The organism is Arthrobacter monumenti, from assembly GCF_054511255.1.
Genome location: NZ_JBTNCY010000001.1, coordinates 229,016 through 246,292 on the forward strand (window position 1 = coordinate 229,016; position 17,277 = coordinate 246,292).

Here is a 17,277-nt window from a genome sequence, read left to right on the forward strand (position 1 = left end):
GCGAATTGCAGGTATGAACATCAGGAACGCACCGCTGCAAAACAAGGCGTCGTTTCAAAGCATGGAAGTGGCCGGTCTGGAATGCCACATTCACTCCAGCGCCAGTCCACCTAGGACCGAAGGGCTCCCTGCCTTTGTCCTGATCCACGGCATGGGCATGTCACACCGGTACCTGCACAGATTGCACAATGTCCTTGCCGACGTCGGCGACACGTACTCGATCGATCTGCCAGGATTCGGAAGCACCCGTACACCGGACTCTCGTCTCTCGATGTCAGACTACGCCGGCCTGCTCGCGAAGGTTCTTTATGGACTCGGAGTGAGCAACGCCGTCCTCGTGGGGCATTCCATGGGCGCCCAACCCGTCGTCGAGCTTGCCATTGAGCAGCCGGAGCTGGCTTCGCACCTCATCCTGATCGGCCCGGCCGTCGACTCCGCGCGCCGGTCGGCTTCCGAACAGGCTCTGGCACTGTTTTACAACGCCCTGATGGAATCCCCATCGCTGACCGGACGGCAATTGCTGGACCTCATGCGGTGCGGGCCCCGCTGGTTTCACCGCGAACTGCCGGTGGTAATGACCTACCCTCTCGAAGACCGGCTTTCAGAAGTGGACCAACCGGTGCTCGTCGTGAGAGGCGAGTACGATCCGGTGGCTCTGCCGTTATGGTCCCAGCGGCTGGCCGATGGTGCAAAGAACGGCCGCTTGCTCGAAATACCGGGCCACGCCCATGGTGTTCAGCACACCGCGCCAGAGGACGTTGCCGCGGGGATCCGGAAGTTCCTTGAGATTGAACATCCGCCCACAGGAAGGGGGATTCAGACTTCCGGCATGTCTTCCATGACAAGCGCCGGGAGCCGGTTGTGATCCTGGCCGCCAAACCTTGCGGACCCCGCGGCGCCGCATATAATCAGAGTTAGAGGTCGAGCAGTCGGCCATGAGTTTCTTCTTCGGAGTTGACGATGAGCACCTATCAGTTCCACCGGGGGCGAGGCTGATGTCCCTGACTGAGCGCGAGCGGCGGGAACTCGCCGAACTCGAACAACGCCTGGCGGAGGAGGATCCGCGGTTCGCGGCCTCTCTCTCTTCCGGGGATAACCCGAACCGGTCGACCAAGCATGTCCTGCTCGGACTGCTCACTGTCGTTATCGGTTTAGTCGCACTAGTGGTTTCCATGACCTTCTCAATTGCCCTGGTTGGAGTTGTGGCGCTGCTGATCATCACCGCCGGCATTGCCTGGACCGTCCTGCTTGGTTTCAAGGCCGACGGACCCACCTCCCGGTCCTTGAGAAAGTATTTCGGCCGCAGAAACAACGGTTGAACCTGCTGTGCCCCGGACGCTGTCCCGGGGCGCTGGGCGACACGATCACCCGTTGTCATGCCACGCGTTTTACATGCGCGCATTCCTTATGTACTCTGTTGGCGGTTGAGCAGTGGCCATGGAAACTTCTAAGGGAGTAAACCCGTGGAACTTACGCTGCAGACGGCTGTCCGTATGGACACCGGCCCACTACTTTTTTCCGGCAAATCTGTCGTTCTTGTTATGGCTCCGCAAGGGGTTCCGGCATGAGTGATCAGATGAGCTCCGCCCCCTCGGCAGGTCCGCAGCCCGCCGGGGCCGGTGCTGCCAACAACCCCATGGAGGAGGCGCTTGTCCCATCAGGTTCCGACGCTTCAGGTACGTACCTGCAGCCCGGCGAGGCCTTCCCCCTGGATCTGTCCGGGATGGCAACCGATGATCTGCACATCCTCAACAGCCGTGTGTCCCGGCAAATGGACATGGAATACATCTACCGCGGAGGGCCACACCCCGAAACCCACGGACGCTTTCACGAGCTGGCCGAGGAACTGGACATACGGCAAGCCGCGGAAGACGCAGGAACGAATAAACCGTAGGCTGCGGTTGTTCACTCAGAACTACTTCAGAAATAAAGAAATTGGAGTGTCCATATAAATGGCAACAGATTACGACGCACCGCGTCAGACCGACGACGACACCGCCTCACAGTCCCTCGAGGAGCTGAAGGCACACCGGAGCGATAACCAGTCCTCCGCCGTCGACGTCGATGAAGCCAAGGAAGCCGAAGAATTCGAGCTTCCCGGCGCAGACCTGTCCGGCGAAGAACTGCTGGTCCGGGTTGTTCCGGCCCAGAAGGACGAGTTCACCTGCATGTCCTGCTTCCTGGTCCGCCACCGCTCGCAGATCGCCCGTGAAAAAGACGGAATGGTCTACTGCAAGGACTGCGAAGGCTAAACCAGCCGGCTACATTGCACCGCAGCCGACAACAGCTATAAAACAAGTGCGCCGCTGGAGACTCTCCGGCGGCGCACTTGTTGTTTGCAGATGAGGGAAGATCCGACTGCCCGCTTATGAGGACTTGGCTATTTAAAAACGTGTGGAGGAAGTTCTTCCGGCGCGCCTGCCCGCGGTCGCTCGTTGGGCGGTACGTCCCTTTGTGGTGCCGGCTCGTCTACCACCACCGGAATCGGCGGACGCCTTTTCTCCCGCTTCCGCCTTCTGTGTCTGGACGTACGATAAAGAAGCGAGGTGTTCGACTCGTTCCGGAACTTCTTTCCCACTTCGGCGGAGTATGTCCCGCTGTGCCCGCGCAGCCGCGATGTTCACCTTAGTGACTTTCGGCATCTTGCGTTGCCTCCGAACCCTGCTCGTAGTAGTCCGCGTTCAGCTGGTCGAACACATTAATGATCATTGCCTGATCATCTTGATAAATCCACTCTACCGCCCGTCACTCGCCCACTTTTTAACCATGTCCACTACTCAAGTCACCGTGAAACAAGTGCGCCGCTGGAGAATCTCCGGCGGCGCACTTGTATCGTCAGGAACGGCCCCAGCAGACCGCGCCTGGGTCTTTACATGGTGTAGAAACCGACGACCGGCATCGCATTGACGTTGTGGATCATCGTTCCCTGGCTCGGGTTCAGGGCGCTGATCATCTTGCCATTACCCAGGTAGATGCCTACGTGGCCGCCGCCGTTTTGTACGACGACGTCGCCCGGCTTCGGATTGAACGTGCGCTCCATGGCGTGCCACTGGTAGATGCGCGGCAGGTCGATCCCGTTCTGGGCGTAGACGTACTGCACAAAGCCGGAGCAGTCCCAGCCGGCCGGAGACGTGCCGGCCCACACATAGGGAACACCCTGGAAGGCCCGCGCCGTGGCGGCCAGGCCGGAGGCGGACGGCAGCTTCTGCACATCGTTGGACACGTTGCTGACGCGGCGGTCATTGTTCGACTGCGCCGCTCCCCCGTTGGAGGCGGGCGCGCTGCCGGAAACCCGGATCACATCGCCCGGGTAGATGACAGTGTCCCAGCCCATGTTGTTCAGCTGGAACACGGTCTGCAGGCTGATGCCGTACCGTGACGCGATCCGGCCCAGGCTGTCGCCGGACTGAACGGTGTGGGTCTTGGCGGAAACGCTTGAGGTGTTGTTCGCCGCGGTGCTGCCCCCGTTGGAGACGCTGCTCGACGGCGCGGACTGCGAGCTCTTCGAGTACTGGATGCGATCGCCCGGGTAAATGACGGTGTCATTCCAGCCCATACCGTTCAGCGAAAAGATGTTGCTCAGGCTGACACCATGCTGGTTGGCGATCTTGCTGAGCGTATCGCCACGCTCAACGGTGTGGGTGGCCGCGTTGGCGGTGGCGCCCATGGTCAGCAGCATTCCCGATGATGCAGCGAGAACGGCCGCAGGTCGGCCGACAGCGCCGGCGTTGGAAGCCACGGCCGACGAAAGTGCTTTGGCGGTATTAATGCGCACCGGCGCGCGGTGGCGTGCGTGCTTGGACACAGATGTAGCCTCTCCCTGTGCCTGCGGGGTTAGCTGTCGGATTCGGATGGGAGTCACCCGGACACAGTTGGTTCCACCGTGAAAATCCATGGTGGCCTGACGTGTCTTCACCCCTGGGACTTGTAGCGAGTCCCTACGGTTTCCCCGCCCCTGCCGGACGAAGTGCGAACGGACCTTGATCTAGTGGCAGAGTTAGGCATTCTGATCAAGGACATCGATTGTGATGAAATCGACGCAAAACTGACAGTACATCACAAATGTGCATCTTGTCACCATGCGCCACTCCGGTAACATCTGAAACATCTTTACCAGCAATCACAAAAGTATGCTTTTTCGGCTCCCAGTCGAAAGCCCCGAATGCACCGTTGACCACTGACTGCGTTCTAAGTTTCGACGACGGCGGACGCTGCCGTTCCGACGCCGAGTGCCGCCAGAATCGCCCCAGAGCTACGCTCCAGGTTCCTGGTCACGCGGGGCCGGTTAAGCCAGGCGTTCGCCTTCGCCGCGACCAGGCACAGCACGACAAGGTAGATCAGGATAATGGCGCCCAGCGTCGCACCGAGCAGCATGGTGGTGGCGAATACCGAACCGTTCCGGGGCAGGAACTGGGGCACGATGGCGATGTAAAACAGCCCGACCTTGGGATTCATCATGCAGGAGAGCAATCCGGCCCCAAACGCCGGCAGACCCGCACTTCTGATCGCCTCCTTGCCGGCATCGGCCGGCAGCTTGTCCGGTCGTGGCCCGCGGAAGGCCTGGATGCCGAGATAGATCAGATACAAGCCACCGAGTATTTTCAGCACCCGGTAGGCAACGGCAGACTGTTCAATCAGCGACGCCAGCCCAATACCGACCAAAGCCGCCCACATCAGATTGCCCAGAGCCGAACCGCAGGATGCAGCCAGGCCTGCTGTTACCCGGCGGAGGCTGTACCGGAGGGCCAGCAGGCTCTCGGGACCGGGCGTCACCGCCAGGACGACGCACAAACCGCAGAAAGCCAAGTAGGACGAGAGGGTCATTCCTCTATTGAACACCGATCGGTACCTTAGTCTCGACCCGGCGGTCGAGGACCGAGGCAACCACGGCGGCAGTAATGATGGCCACTGCCAAAAACAGGGGCAATTCGGTGGCCTGCAGGACGACGGCACCGGCCAAAGCGGTCCCCGCCGAGCCGGCAGTGATCTTCAGGGCTCCGACCCACACGAACACTTGGCCCCGGGCCTCCGGCGGAGCATATTCGCTGCGTGCAGCCAGGGTTGCCGCGAAGAAATACGAATTCATGATCCCCGTCAGGGAGTAGGCCGCCACTGCGACCGGGAAACTTCCCGCAAATGCCGCTCCGGCCAGGCCTATCCCTACTCCAGTCGCAAGCCACGTCATCAGGCGGTCGGCGTCGGCCCGCATCGGCCGGAGCATCACTCCTGCCGAACCTGCCAGGCCACCCAATCCGTAGGCCGCGACAAGGACACCTGCTGCAGCAGGTTCGACGGCGAACCCGCCCGTGGAGGCTACGGCCGTGATGGGCAGCACCGCCACCGACAGGGCGACAATAACCGTCAGATAAAGTGTCCTGCGCAAGGAACCCGTCGAGATCATCATTATCAGTGTGCGTCCTGGCTGAGGAACCTTCGAGGCGGCAGCAGCAGGCGGCGAATATGGCAGGAGCCTGATTACTCCTGCTGCGGCAAACGTGGCCGCAGCCAGGATCAGCGCTGCCACCGCCGGGCTGGACCAGGCCGAAACCGCGGCAACAAGTGAGGGTCCGATCGTGCCGCCAATACCGTACGTTGCGACGTCCCAGCCCTGTGCCCGGCGCTGGCTCGATCTTCCCGGCCCCGCTATGGCCGGAAGCCGGCTGCTGATACCACCGGTCAGCAGTGGACCAACCAGCCCGGAAGCAATCAGCACCAAGCCCGAGATGACGGGCCACGTCACCGGAAACAGCAGTACAGCTGCCGCAAGCGTCGCCCCGTGGGCCATACAGGCCAGTGCAATCACGGACCGGCCGTCGCGGGCGGTATCAAGGCGTCTGGCAATGAAGGGTCCAAGCAGATGGGGAGCGGTGATGCACGCACCAAGAACGCCGGCCAGCCATCCGGGCGACCCACTCGTCGTCACAAGCAGAACGATGGCAACCACCGCTCCCCCGTCCGCACTGCGGGCCAAGGTGGCTGCGACGACATAACGGGCAAGCCCGCCGCGCACGGTTCACCCCTCTAATCCGCACCGGCGAATGGCATCCGCGACTTTCCTGCGGCCCTCGCTGTCCAATCCCTGAAGGGGCAGCGGCAGGCTTTGCAAGGGGGTCAGACCCAGTTCCTCCGCAATTGCTGCGGTTACACGCAAGCTCCCATACATACCGAAAAGCGACCATACCGGCTCCAGATTCGTCGACGCTTCCAGTGCCAGATCACCGCGGCCCGCCAACGCATGATCAGCAATCACCTTGGCCGGCCCGGGAAGCACCCCTGCGACCACCGAGTACCAAACGCCGCAGCCGGCAAGCAGCGCTTCAGCTGCTGCAGAGTCGCCGCTGATCCCTATCGAAGTACGTTCCGGCAACAGGGAGCGCAGCTCCCTCACGCGTGCGGAAACCTGTCCCGGCTGGGGCGGCGGGATTTTGATGGAGGCGATCGCCGGAATGCCGGCAACGCGCGAATACAGTTCATCCGAAAATGTGAACCCGGTGGTACCCGGGTTGTCGTAGACGACGATCGGTACGGAGGATGCCGCCGAGACGCCCTCGTAGAGGCTGAACACTTCTGCCTCTGTCAATTGTTGGTACGACACCGGTGCCAGCAGCAAGCCGGCAGCCCCTGCTGCCTGGGCATCTTCAACATGCGCAAGGACATCGCGCGTGCGCACGGCACCCACGCCGGCAATGACCGGGACCCCGTCAGCGGCATCGACAGCGGCTTCCAGCACGGCATGGCGTTCTTCGCGGGACAAGTAGGCATAGTTCCCGGTGGAGCCGAGCACGCCAAGGGAGTTCACGCCAGCTCCCGCAGCCCGCGAAACCAACGAAGCAACGGCCTTCAAATCGACACGGTCGTCGTCTATTGGCGTAAGGGGAAAGGCACAGAGTCCGTCGAACATAAACCCTTCTTTCATCCGGCTGCAGGCCGCATAAGGCGGAGCAGCTGCATGGCATTTGATTCCGGTTTTTATGTTGGCAGGGTTCTTGGTCCTACACTAGGTCCAAGAATGATCACATTGGGAGGTCCATTTGGGCGAGATCGAGCTTCCGGTCACACTGGACAGGGATGGCCCGGCTCCACTGGCCGCTCAACTGGCTGACCAGCTTCGCAAGGCCATCCTCGGCGGGGTGCTCCAGCCGGACCACACGCTTCCGGCAACACGCAGGATGGCCGCTGAGCTCGGTATTTCACGCGGCGTTGTGGTCCGCGCGTTTGAGCAATTGGCCGGCGAGGGATTCCTGGAGAGTCACGGGGCCGGCGGGACCAGGGTGGTGATCCGCCCGGACGTTCAACATCCTGCCCTCAAGGAACATCCTGTCCCGCACATCCAGGACAGCGGGCCGATCATCGATCTCACACCGGGACGTCCGTCGGGCAGGCCGTTCAAGAACCGCGAGTGGCATGCCGCCTGGCGCAAGGCGGTTTCCGAACAAAGACCCACGCAGCTGCCTCCACCCCTTGGCACCGATTCCCTGCGCCAGGCAGTCGCCGGACATTTGGCCGTGTCCAGGGGACTCGCCGTCGGACCGGATGATGTCATCATTACGGCCGGAACAAGCGACGCCTTGCAGCTGGCCGTTGCCACCCTCCGGCGCCGCAGAGAGCACCCCCGGATACTCGTCGAGGACCCTGGCTATCCAACGGCAAGGCGGGTGATGACCGCGGCCGGTGCCATGTTGGAAACAGTGCCTGTCGATGAAGACGGGCTGAGAGCCTCCCAGCTGGCCACCCTTGAACGGATGCCGGACGCCGTGCTGATCACCCCGAGCCACCAGTACCCGCTCGGCGGCAGGATGCCTGTCCAGGAGCGGCTGGATCTTCTGAACTGGGCAACCGAACATGGCGTGCTCGTCCTCGAAGACGACTATGACAGCGAATTCCGCCATCACAGGATGCCCTTGCCCGCCGTTGCTTCACTTCCATCCAAGGCTGATGTTGCGCTGTTGGGTTCCTTCTCCAAGTCCCTCAGTCCTTGGCTGCGGTGCGGCTACCTCGTGGTCGGCGGGGAATCAGGGCGCGCGCTGAAAGCCATGCGTGAAGGACTGGATACACCGGTTCCCGGGATCATGCAGTCGGCCCTTGCCCACTACATCCAGGCCGGAGGTCTTTCACGGCACATCGCCCGGGCGCGGCGCGAGTACGCACACCGCAGGGCGCTCCTTCTGGAACGCCTGGGTGGCGGTTCAGACCTTCGCCTCGGCGCCCTCGACGGTGGACTTCACGCGATCCTGCGTTTTCGCGGGAGGGACGCCGTTCAGCTGGCCGATGAGGCTCTTCGCCGGGGAATCCGAATGGCCACACTGGACGCCTATTACGCCGACCGCGAGCCTGAGAACGGTCTGGTCATCGGTTACGGTGCTCCCAGCGATCTTCAGCTCACTGAAGGCCTGGACGTCATTATCGATCTGCTTGACGGCAGGCCCGATTTCGCACCGCGCGGAAACAGCAAGTAGGCTTACGAAGCGGATCAAGCCCCGGTCCTAACCTGCACTGGACGAACCGGAGCCATCTCACATCGCCGCGAACCGCCTATGGCAGCGCATCGCCATTTCGTTAAAGCCACCCATGATGAGCCACAAACTATTGTTGGCTTTCAAGGCCGCGCTCGCAGTCGGCATCGCCTGGGTGGTTGCACCCTACATGCCGGGCGTCGCCGACGACTATCCCTACTACGCCCCCCTCGGTGCACTGCTCAGCATGCATTCGACACTCAAAGGCTCGGCCAAGTACGGCCTGCAGATCCTCGGCGGACTCGCCATCGGAATCCTGCTCGCTGCGATCGTGCTGGCCTTCGGGGCACCAAACTTCCTGACCATCTCACTCGTGGTGGCCGCCGGCGTCCTGATCGGCGGGATGCGGTGGCTCGGTGCTCCCGGCCAGGAATACCTGCCGATCGCAGCCCTGTTTGTGCTGATCGTCGGCGGGCAGGACGCCAGCCAGTATTCGATCGGCTACCTCGTGCAGATGACCGTCGGTGTCGCCGTGGGGCTGCTGATCAACCTCCTCGTCCTGCCTCCCCTGACATTCGATTCAGCGGTCCAAAAGTTCTCACATTTCCGCAGGAGCCTCGCCCGCCACCTTAACGACGTCGGCACAGCGTTGACCGAGAACTGGCCGCCGGAGCGGGAGGACTGGGCAACCCAGAACGAGGCTCTCGCGGGCACGGCGGCGGAAGTCCGGGAAACCATCCACATCGCCGACGACAGCCGGAAAGGCAACCCGCGCGCACGCATCCACAACAGGGACCTGGACGCAGACTATGCGGATCTGGCTGCCCTCGAGAATGTAACCTTCCACATCCGCGACCTGACCGAAGTCCTCGCCGGAGCAGTCTGGGGCAAACCGTTCCCAGTGGAGCTTCCCACCGAGTTGTGTCCACCTCTGAGCGAGGCCATCCTTGCGGTGGCGGACATGCTGACGATCTGGGAGAACAAGGACGAAGGACAGGAGCCCACCGACCGGGCAGAGACCAGCATCGAAGCGCTCTTCAACGGAATCGACGAACACCGCACCGCCGGCCCCGCCTCCATGAGCGCCGCAGCCACCATCGCCATGACCCTGCAACGGATACTGGTCACCGTACGGCCACGAACCCAGGGAGCCACTGCTCATTGATCAATTCATCGCTGCAGCAGACAACCAACAAGGAGACTATGCTGAAATCGAAATTCACCAAACGATCCATTGACGTTGATGGCGTACGGATGAATATCCATTCCGGTGGGACGAAAGGACCGGCTTTCGTGCTGGTGCATGGAATAGGTGCCTCGCACCGGTACTTTCTGCCCTTGGCGCGCATGCTTGCGAAGAAGGGAACGGTACACATTCTGGATCTTCCCGGCTTTGGGAGTACTCCCACACCGAACCGGGCCTTCGATATCGCAGATTTCGCCAGTGTTGCCGTCAAGGCCTTGAAAGCTCTACAAATAGGGCCCGCGATACTTGTCGGCCATTCCATGGGCGCACAGGTGACTGCCGAAATGGCACGGCAGCAACATGATGCCGCGGCCGCCGTTGTACTGTTAGGCCCCACAGCCGAAGAAGGCGAGCGCACCCTTGGTGCTCAAGCTTTACGTTTGATGCGTAATTCCGCCCGCGCATCACTTAAGTCGCAACTCGTCGTGGCCTTTGACTACCTCCGCTGCGGTCCACAGTGGTTCGCCAACACGATGCCGGCGCTGCTGTCGTACCCGACCGAAGAGAATATCGCAGCCCTCGGGATGCCGCTGTTGCTGGTGGCCGGAGCGAGGGATCCGGTGGCTCCGGAACGCTGGCTCCAGAAATTAGCCGGTTCCTGCATAGACGGCCGCATAGACCGCGTTGCCGGCGAACCACATGCGGTAATGTACACAGATCCCACTGCCGTAGCCCGGCTCTGCCTGCAGATGCACGCGCCTACCGCTATGTGATTTACGCCTCGGTCTACTTCTTTTCGTAGCCGCGCAGAGCCAAGCCAAGTCCGAAAAAGGTCGGGGCCCACTCGCCGACAAAGATGCCCCAGCGATCGGCTCGGTCGATGCCTTTGCTTTCCTTGTTCAAACTTGCGACCCAGGACAAAAACGACAATGCGATTGAAACAAACGCCGCCGTGTAGGCGTGCTCGCTCCTGAGTCCAAGTTCTGAGAGTTTCTTGACCATTAGTGCCTTCCTTTCACTTGCCGCCGTCTAAGCGGTTTCCGGTATCCGGACCGTTCGCGCCCGGTGCTTAGAGTTCGACAGTTTTGTTTTCACCCACATCGGTTTTGCCGCCGGTGGTCTTGGATTTGATGAACTGGACCGCGGACGTGACGGCACCACCTGGAGTGTCCCAGTATCCAGCTGAATCCGCATCGATTCGAAGAAAGACAAGTCCAGGCGTTTCCGGCCCATCGGGGAACCAGGCTTCAACCTCGGCGGACCAAAGCTCCTTGGCTTTGGCCCTGTCTTCGACGACCTGTCCTTGACCACTGACAGATATCCAGGAGCCCTTCTGGCTGAACGAAACGTTGACTGTCGGGTTTCCTTGCACATGTGTTACTTGGGAAGTGTCCCGGTGAGTAAAGAACCACATGTCACCGTCGGCCTCAACGTTCTGTACAGCCAACGGACGGCTGACCAGCTTACCGGTCCCATCCATGGTGGTGACCATTGCAATCTTGGCGTCGTTGATCAGATCGACTACCTTCTGAACTTCTTCTGTCTCCGTCATATTTGGTGTCCTTTCTGCTGTTCTCATCCATTGACCGGGACGCGTCCCGCGAGTTCAAGGAGGACCACGCGAACCTCCATCCACAATACCGGAAAAACTGTAAGGATACTTAGCATTATCGGATAAATGCCACTCGACCGAGCCGTGCCGAGGCGGCATGTACATTGTCGACCGGCCAACTGTAAGGTCGAGCCATGAAACCAGGCATCAGGAGCATGCGGTGAGCATCACCGGAGGACAGCACGGAAGCGAGCACCACAACGTGGTGATCATCGGGGGCGGTAATGCCGGTATCTCCCTCGCTGGCCGGTTGCGTCGCTATAAGGTTTCCGACGTCGCCATAGTTGAACCCAGCGAAGAGCATCTATACCAGCCGCTGTTGTCGCACATCGCCGGTGGAACTGCCGACCCTAAGCTGGCCGTCCGCCCCCAGAGTTCCGTGATTCCGAGTGGAATCAGGTGGATTCAGGACCGAGTCGTCGATATCCTTCCGGTGTCCAATACTGTGGTCCTCGAATCCGGACGGCGGCTGAGTTATGGCCATCTAGTAGTCTGTCCGGGCATCCAAAAGAACTGGGAAGCGGTGCCGGGCCTGACCGAGGCAATGGACTCCCCCTATGGTGCATCAAACTACGAATTTGACCTTGCGGCTAAGGCTTGGACGCTATTGCGCACGCATACGCAAGGAACGGTTGTTTTCAACCAGCCCGCCGGCGCAGCGTCGTGCGCCGGGGCCGCGCAAAAGCCGATGTACCTAGCCTGTGACTACTGGCGCAGGAAAGGCGTCCTTCAGGACATCCGCGTGGTGATGGTCGTCCCAACCCCAACCATCTTCGGGATGCCTTTGATCGATCAGGAGCTTAACCGCAAGATTGCAGAATACGGAGTGGAGTTGCACTGCAACAGCGAACTGGCAGAGGTCGACGCCGGAGGCCGGGCCGTCGTCGTCCAGAACAGGGTCACGGGCGCAAGGGAAAAAATCTCTTACGACATCCTCCATGCAGTGCCCCCGCAGTCGGCCCCTGACTGGCTCAAGTCAACTGACCTTTCCCCGAGTGCCGACGTGGATGGCTTCGTCGACGTGGATCCCGAAACGCTGAGGCATAACCGTTACCCGAATGTTTGGTCACTTGGCGATGCTGCCGGGACAAGGAACTCGAAATCCGGGGCAGCGCTGCGTAAACAAACCCTCGTGGTGGCGAAGAATATCAGGGCAGTGCTCAACAGCAGACGTCCCAGCGCCAAATATGACAGCTACTCCGCCTGCCCTTTCACCGTGTCCCGGTCGTCCGTCGTGTTTTCCGAATTTGACGACGAGTACCGCCCTAAACCTACAGTCCCCAAATGGAACGCAATGGCCAGGGAAAGACGTTCCACGTGGGTGCTTGAGCGGTACATCCTTCCTCAGGTCTATTGGAAGCTGATCCTCAAAGGCCGAGCATAGTCCACGCTTTCTGGATCATCGGCAGCGCCCCAAGGCTAAGACTCGAAGTGCGTTTCCGCCGGAGCTTGGCCGGTGGCGGCAACAATGTCGGCTGCAATGTCGCGCAGCTTCACGTTCCGCGCGCTTGAGGCGGCTTTGAGGATCCTGACCGCTTCGTCCTGTGAGCAACGGTTTTGCGCCATGATGATGCCGACAGCGAGGTCAATGTTTGTGCGTGACTCCATAGCCGCTTCGAGGTGCTTGCTGGTGTCACTCAGATGAGCCATCCGCACCGCCAAGCGCAACGAAGTTGATGTCTCCTCGGCGAGAGCCTCTGCCGCAGCTACCGCATCGTCGTCGAACGCATTGACATCCGTTGAATAGAAATTCAGTCCCGCCTTGGCAACCCCGTCCAACGGAACGGGAACACCGAGCGCCGAGTGGATGCCGTGTTCGGCGACGGCGTCGCGGTACTCGGGGAACCTGTTGTCCTGGGACATATCCTTCACATGCACGGTATAGCCCTCACGCGCGGCACGCAGGCACGGACCGTCGTCGAACGCGTACTGAATCTTGTCCATTTTGGCGGCGTACTCACTGCTGCTCGCCATCGTCGCCATCGTGCGGGGACGCAGCAGCGTAACGGCACACAGCACCTCGCCGCCGGATTCGGAATACAGTCTGGAGGCCGCAAGGCGGGTCAGGCCGTTGAGGAACTCCCCCACGTCCCCGCTTTCCATCACCATGTCGAGCAGGGTACTGTTCAGGTCCGGCTCAGCCGTCGTTGCGTCTTCCATTTCTCTCCTGCTTCCATGCTGAGGGCACTCTGCCCAAGTATTTCCGAACCACAACTTCATGGCGGCCGGAGAATCGCTTTTTCTTTCCCGAGTTTATGTCGAGTCCGGGTCTTCCCGCGGATGATCCTCGGCTGCAGACATTGAACCACCATCCGATTCGGCGCCAACGTCATCGTGCCCGCCGTCAGAGTCCGTACCGGTGTCGTCGTCGGAACTGTAAGGAGCGCGCGGCGGAGCCGGCAGTTCGTCAATCATTTCGTTTACGGCATGGGCCAGCAAATCGCGCTGCAGGGCCGGCAGGTTGTAGGAGCCGTGCAGGTACGCGTCAACTTCGTATTCGCCGGCGTCTCCCCCGATGCCGAAGTAGCGCAGCCACAGCTGACCGACGCTGATTCCGGAATGCCTTACTGCAATCAGCAGCAAGCGACGCTGTTCCTGCCCTTCATCCGACGGCTCAAAACCCATACTCGTCCTCTAACCGTCCAAAGCGGAGGCTTCCGCAACAAGGTCCTGGGCCCCCGCGTGCAGGGTGTTTCCCGAGCTGCGCGATGTACTGATCAAAAAGGCCGTGGCTTCGTCCTCGGTCATCCCGTGCCGTTCCATCAGGATCCCCTTTGCCACCGCCACCGTATCGCGCGTCTGCAGTGAGGTCCGGAGATCATCGCTGAGGCGCTTCGGGAGTTCGTCGGTCTGGACATTTCCCAGCAGCGCGGCCGCGGGCACGGCGAACATCTCCAGCAGCCGTTGCGTCTCATCGGTGAAGGCACCCGGGATGGAGGAGTAGAGCTTGATGGCGCCGATGGCCGCGCCGGCGTGCAGCAGCGGGGTGCTCAGCGTCGAACGGACGGGCAGGTCCGCAACGGCGGAGGTCCAGCGCGGCCAGCGCTCGTCCGTCAACGTGTCGTCGATCCGTATGGTGCGCATCGCCTCCCGGGCGGTAAGGCACGGCCCTTCACCGATTTCGTACTGGGCTTCATCGAGACGCCGCACAATGCCGTCGGTAGAGCCGGTGCTGGTCTTCGCCCCCGCAGCATCGATCAGTGTTATTCCCGCGCCGAGCGTATTGGGAATGGATTCCTTGGCGGCACCCGCCAGGACTGCGACGGCGTCGTTCACCGTCTCTTCGGTCAGGAGCAGGCCGCGGATCCGGGCGAAAACAACAGACAGTTCATCGAGGGGGAGGTCGTTTGCCACTGGTTGGGCCCTCACAGACATGGATTCGACGGACGCGTCCGCCGGCGTGAGCCCCGCTGCTGGAGCCGCGAAGCCGGATTGCGTTGGCGACGTTCCCGGTTCCACAGTCTAAGCTTAGCAACCCCGCCCCGGCCCAACGCTATTAATTGACGACGGCGGCATCCAGCGGCAGCGACGTGTCCTCGCCCACAGAGCGGATCGCCGTAAGAGTGGCAAACCCTTCGGCGAGCAGGGACGCATCGCTGTCGGGATGTTGGGGTTCCCTCTCCTCGGAAACGTTCAGCCGCACTTGGTCCTCGTCCGGCTCCGTCATGGTGGTCTGGACGACGCCGAAATCGGCCAGCGTCGCAACGCGGCACTCGGGGACTTGATCACTGACGCCGGCGGGCAGGTTGAGGTTCAGCACTGTTCCGATGGGCTGATCGATCAGGAAAGGAATCAATCTTCCGGCCAAGGTGCCGGCGGCCGTCCAACCGTCCGGTTCTGTTCCCAGCGGGACGTCGAGTGAAACCGCCATGCCCTTGGCGCCGTTGACTCCACCTGTGAGGGCGGCCCCGACCGTGCCGGAGTGCAGTATCGCCCGGCCGATGTTGGCCCCGCGGTTGACCCCGGAGAGCACCAGGTCGGGCGCTGTCCCAAAGGTGCCGTGTGCGGCCAGAAGTGCAATCAGGGCCGGCGCCGACTGGACAGCGTAGACCGGAATATCCCCCAGGCCGTCAAGGGTGCGCCGCTCGAACAGGATCCGCCCGTCTTCTTCCGTCGCCGTAATGGAGGCACTGCTGCCGCTGAACTCCGACGCCGGAGCGGCGACGACGACGTTCAGTCCCGCCTCGAGGGCGGCCTGGGCAAGGTGCAGCAAACCCGGGGAGTGGATACCGTCGTCGTTGGTGATTAATGCGGTGAGAGAACCGCCGTCGGACTCATTTCTCATTGTGCCCTCCATTCGACTTCACGGGCTTGATCTCCACCAGTTCCCGCAGTTTCTGCACGGCTTCGGCATCACCGGAGCCGAGCCCGTGCCTCGTGACGTTCAGCGCCCCGGCGGCGGCGCCGAGTGTGACCGCGTCGGTGATGGAACCGCCATCGGCCAGGGTGGCGGCCACTCCAGCGGTGAGCGAGTCGCCGGCGCCGTGGTGGTCGACGACTTCCAGCGACGGCATATGGATCTCGCTGACCTTGCCGTCCGCCAACAGCAGGGAGGGCGCCTCAGCGCGGGTAACGACGACGTACTCCGCACCTTCCGAGGCGAGCTGGTGCATCGCGTTGATCAGCTCGTTGCTATCGGTCGACTTCACCCGACCGTCATCCTCCAGCTCGTCGTCGGCAACTTTGACCACGGTCAGCCCTCCCGCGAGCGCCGCCGACAGCCGGTCCCCGGACAGATCCGCAATCACCCTGCAGCCCACGGTGTTCAGGTCGGAGGCGAGCCGCCGGTAGACGTCGGCGGTCACCACGCGTTCGCTGGCGGCGCCACTGAGGATGACCGTTCCTGCTTCCATGCCAGCCTTGAGGGTGATGCCGTACAGCCGGTCGAGATCATGCCGCGCCAGCGGATCGCCGCCGCTCTCGGCGATGGCGACGCGGTCACCGCCTCGCCGGTCGTGGACATAGGCGCCGCTCCGTGCGCTTCCGTCCACGGTGAGGATGTTGATGCCTTCGTCCTCGAGCAGGTGTTGCAGCAGCCCACCGGTCTCACCGGCCAGCACCGAGCACATCGTCACCTCTGCGCCGAGCGCCCTGAGCATGCGGGTCTGCCACACTCCCTGGCCGGCGGCATGCACGTGGACCTCCGCCTCGCCGTCGTGATCCTCCACTGTCACGGACAGGACCGGCGACGGGGCGAAAACTACGACATTTCCCACATGCTCTCCCTTGGATGACAACAGTAAGCCTGCTTGCAATTCTTCCGCATCCGAAGCATTAGTCAAACCCTCTGCCATCGGCAAGGCGAAGGGTGACGAGGATCTGAAAGCCGAAGGACCACTTCACAGATACTCAGGGCGTGAACATGTCCTCAATCCTGCACTCGAACTTCCCCGCCAAGCGGAACGCTAACGGCAGGGAAGGGTCGTATCGGCCCCGTTCGATTGAAATGATCGTCTGGCGCGAGACACCTAGCGCGGCAGCCAGTTCAGCCTGAGACCAACCGCGCTCAAGTCGACGGGACGCGACGTCGTTGTTCACTTCAGTGCCCGGTGCCTCACGAGGAAATACCGCGCTCCGACGTCGACCACTCCGAGCAGGAGGAGAGCGAGAAGGGCAGCGGAGGCCGTAAATTCCAGATTGGTTATCAGCAGCACCGCCGTCGCGATGGTCGTCGCCACCAGCAGGTCGAGAAAGGCTCCAGCGCCGGCCTGCTGCATCCAGCGCAACTCCACGCTCTCTTCCCCGTGAGCATCGAGCGTGACGGTGTGGCGCGATACGAATGTCTTCATCCCGACGGAGACCGACGGGTAGACCACGCACAGAGCGGTAATTCCAGCAGCGAGCCAGAAATCGCCGGGATTCATTAGACCCACGAGCAGGGAGAGCGCGATCGTGAGGATGCCGCCGAAGGTAAAGGCGAGCACATAATGCGATGCTGGCGCTGGCTTCCGGCCGGGCAGTCGCTCGCGATAGTTCACCATGATTGTTCTTCTTTCCCTAAGGCTCGCCGTGATGATACTGGGTCG

General features: G+C 61.7%; 21 protein-coding genes and 1 riboswitch. Of the genes, 8 read left to right on the forward strand and 13 right to left on the reverse strand.

Going from position 1 to position 17,277, the window contains the following annotated elements; all coding sequences use genetic code 11:
- Window positions 1-13 precede the first annotated feature (13 nt).
- The 4 genes from ACX80B_RS01075 (at window position 14) to ACX80B_RS01090 (ending at window position 2,252) form a co-directional block, all read left to right on the forward strand.
- Window positions 14-865: an alpha/beta fold hydrolase gene (locus tag ACX80B_RS01075; protein WP_459292152.1), complete on the forward strand. Its 852-nt coding sequence runs from the start codon at window positions 14-16 to the stop codon at window positions 863-865.
- A gap of 70 nt (window positions 866-935) precedes the next feature.
- Window positions 936-1,319, forward strand: a complete 384-nt coding sequence (locus ACX80B_RS01080; RefSeq protein WP_459292154.1) for a DUF3040 domain-containing protein — start codon at window positions 936-938, stop codon at window positions 1,317-1,319.
- A gap of 245 nt (window positions 1,320-1,564) precedes the next feature.
- Complete coding sequence (locus tag ACX80B_RS01085; protein ID WP_459292156.1) at window positions 1,565-1,894, forward strand: hypothetical protein; 330 nt, start codon at window positions 1,565-1,567, stop codon at window positions 1,892-1,894.
- 58 nt (window positions 1,895-1,952) lie between these two features.
- Window positions 1,953-2,252: a DUF4193 domain-containing protein gene (locus ACX80B_RS01090; protein ID WP_026534505.1), complete on the forward strand. Its 300-nt coding sequence runs from the start codon at window positions 1,953-1,955 to the stop codon at window positions 2,250-2,252.
- 617 nt (window positions 2,253-2,869) lie between these two features.
- On the opposite strand, the gene ACX80B_RS01095 is transcribed toward ACX80B_RS01090, so the two are convergent.
- The 4 genes from ACX80B_RS01095 to ACX80B_RS01110 all read right to left on the reverse strand — a co-directional run bounded on the left by ACX80B_RS01095 (window position 2,870) and on the right by ACX80B_RS01110 (window position 6,901).
- On the reverse strand, window positions 2,870-3,805 hold the full coding sequence (locus tag ACX80B_RS01095) for a C40 family peptidase (protein ID WP_459292159.1): 936 nt from the start codon (window positions 3,803-3,805) through the stop codon (window positions 2,870-2,872).
- A gap of 4 nt (window positions 3,806-3,809) precedes the next feature.
- A riboswitch (cyclic di-AMP (ydaO/yuaA leader) is annotated at window positions 3,810-4,014 on the reverse strand.
- 174 nt (window positions 4,015-4,188) lie between these two features.
- The gene (locus ACX80B_RS01100; RefSeq protein ID WP_459292161.1) at window positions 4,189-4,824 is read right to left on the reverse strand and encodes a LysE family translocator; all 636 of its coding nucleotides are present in this window, start codon (window positions 4,822-4,824) and stop codon (window positions 4,189-4,191) included.
- A 4-nt stretch (window positions 4,825-4,828) separates the two neighbouring features.
- Window positions 4,829-6,010, reverse strand: a complete 1,182-nt coding sequence (locus ACX80B_RS01105) for an MFS transporter (RefSeq protein WP_459292163.1) — start codon at window positions 6,008-6,010, stop codon at window positions 4,829-4,831.
- 3 nt (window positions 6,011-6,013) lie between these two features.
- Complete coding sequence (locus ACX80B_RS01110; RefSeq protein WP_459292165.1) at window positions 6,014-6,901, reverse strand: dihydrodipicolinate synthase family protein; 888 nt, start codon at window positions 6,899-6,901, stop codon at window positions 6,014-6,016.
- Window positions 6,902-7,031: 130 nt separating this feature from the next.
- Here ACX80B_RS01110 and pdxR point away from each other — a divergent pair, with 130 nt between their 5' ends.
- The 3 genes from pdxR to ACX80B_RS01125 all read left to right on the forward strand — a co-directional run bounded on the left by pdxR (window position 7,032) and on the right by ACX80B_RS01125 (window position 10,412).
- On the forward strand, window positions 7,032-8,456 hold the full coding sequence (pdxR, locus tag ACX80B_RS01115; RefSeq protein ID WP_459292167.1) for a MocR-like pyridoxine biosynthesis transcription factor PdxR: 1,425 nt from the start codon (window positions 7,032-7,034) through the stop codon (window positions 8,454-8,456).
- 115 nt (window positions 8,457-8,571) lie between these two features.
- The gene (locus tag ACX80B_RS01120; RefSeq protein ID WP_459292169.1) at window positions 8,572-9,618 is read left to right on the forward strand and encodes an FUSC family protein; all 1,047 of its coding nucleotides are present in this window, start codon (window positions 8,572-8,574) and stop codon (window positions 9,616-9,618) included.
- 38 nt (window positions 9,619-9,656) lie between these two features.
- Complete coding sequence (locus tag ACX80B_RS01125; protein WP_459292171.1) at window positions 9,657-10,412, forward strand: alpha/beta fold hydrolase; 756 nt, start codon at window positions 9,657-9,659, stop codon at window positions 10,410-10,412.
- Between the two features lie 13 nt (window positions 10,413-10,425).
- Here ACX80B_RS01125 and ACX80B_RS01130 read toward each other — a convergent pair whose 3' ends face one another.
- On the reverse strand, window positions 10,426-10,641 hold the full coding sequence (locus tag ACX80B_RS01130) for a hypothetical protein (RefSeq protein WP_459292173.1): 216 nt from the start codon (window positions 10,639-10,641) through the stop codon (window positions 10,426-10,428).
- 67 nt (window positions 10,642-10,708) lie between these two features.
- A complete protein-coding gene (locus ACX80B_RS01135; protein WP_459292175.1) occupies window positions 10,709-11,191 on the reverse strand; it encodes a pyridoxamine 5'-phosphate oxidase family protein in 483 nt (160 codons plus the stop codon).
- Window positions 11,192-11,417: 226 nt separating this feature from the next.
- On the opposite strand from ACX80B_RS01135, the gene ACX80B_RS01140 reads away from it, so the two are divergent.
- A complete protein-coding gene (locus tag ACX80B_RS01140) occupies window positions 11,418-12,635 on the forward strand; it encodes an NAD(P)/FAD-dependent oxidoreductase (RefSeq protein WP_459292839.1) in 1,218 nt (405 codons plus the stop codon).
- 35 nt (window positions 12,636-12,670) lie between these two features.
- Here the strand turns inward: ACX80B_RS01140 and ACX80B_RS01145 are convergent, their stop codons facing one another.
- The 7 genes from ACX80B_RS01145 to ACX80B_RS01175 form a co-directional block, all read right to left on the reverse strand.
- Window positions 12,671-13,411 (reverse strand): ANTAR domain-containing protein, encoded by a 741-nt coding sequence (locus ACX80B_RS01145; RefSeq protein WP_459292177.1) that lies wholly within the window; start codon window positions 13,409-13,411, stop codon window positions 12,671-12,673.
- Window positions 13,412-13,504: 93 nt separating this feature from the next.
- Entirely contained in the window at window positions 13,505-13,876 is a 372-nt protein-coding gene (locus tag ACX80B_RS01150) for a hypothetical protein (protein ID WP_459292179.1), read from the reverse strand.
- A gap of 9 nt (window positions 13,877-13,885) precedes the next feature.
- Complete coding sequence (locus ACX80B_RS01155; protein ID WP_459292181.1) at window positions 13,886-14,605, reverse strand: GAF domain-containing protein; 720 nt, start codon at window positions 14,603-14,605, stop codon at window positions 13,886-13,888.
- A gap of 142 nt (window positions 14,606-14,747) precedes the next feature.
- Window positions 14,748-15,536, reverse strand: a complete 789-nt coding sequence (surE, locus tag ACX80B_RS01160) for a 5'/3'-nucleotidase SurE (protein ID WP_459292184.1) — start codon at window positions 15,534-15,536, stop codon at window positions 14,748-14,750.
- Window positions 15,526-16,467, reverse strand: coding sequence for a 1-phosphofructokinase family hexose kinase (locus ACX80B_RS01165; protein WP_459292185.1), 942 nt, complete (start codon window positions 16,465-16,467; stop codon window positions 15,526-15,528). Before ACX80B_RS01165 ends, surE begins: the two co-directional genes overlap by 11 nt.
- A gap of 133 nt (window positions 16,468-16,600) precedes the next feature.
- Entirely contained in the window at window positions 16,601-16,789 is a 189-nt protein-coding gene (locus ACX80B_RS01170; RefSeq protein WP_459292187.1) for a helix-turn-helix transcriptional regulator, read from the reverse strand.
- The gene (locus tag ACX80B_RS01175; RefSeq protein WP_459292189.1) at window positions 16,786-17,232 is read right to left on the reverse strand and encodes a hypothetical protein; all 447 of its coding nucleotides are present in this window, start codon (window positions 17,230-17,232) and stop codon (window positions 16,786-16,788) included. The genes ACX80B_RS01170 and ACX80B_RS01175 overlap by 4 nt, the downstream gene beginning before the upstream one ends.
- Window positions 17,233-17,277: the final 45 nt, after the last annotated feature.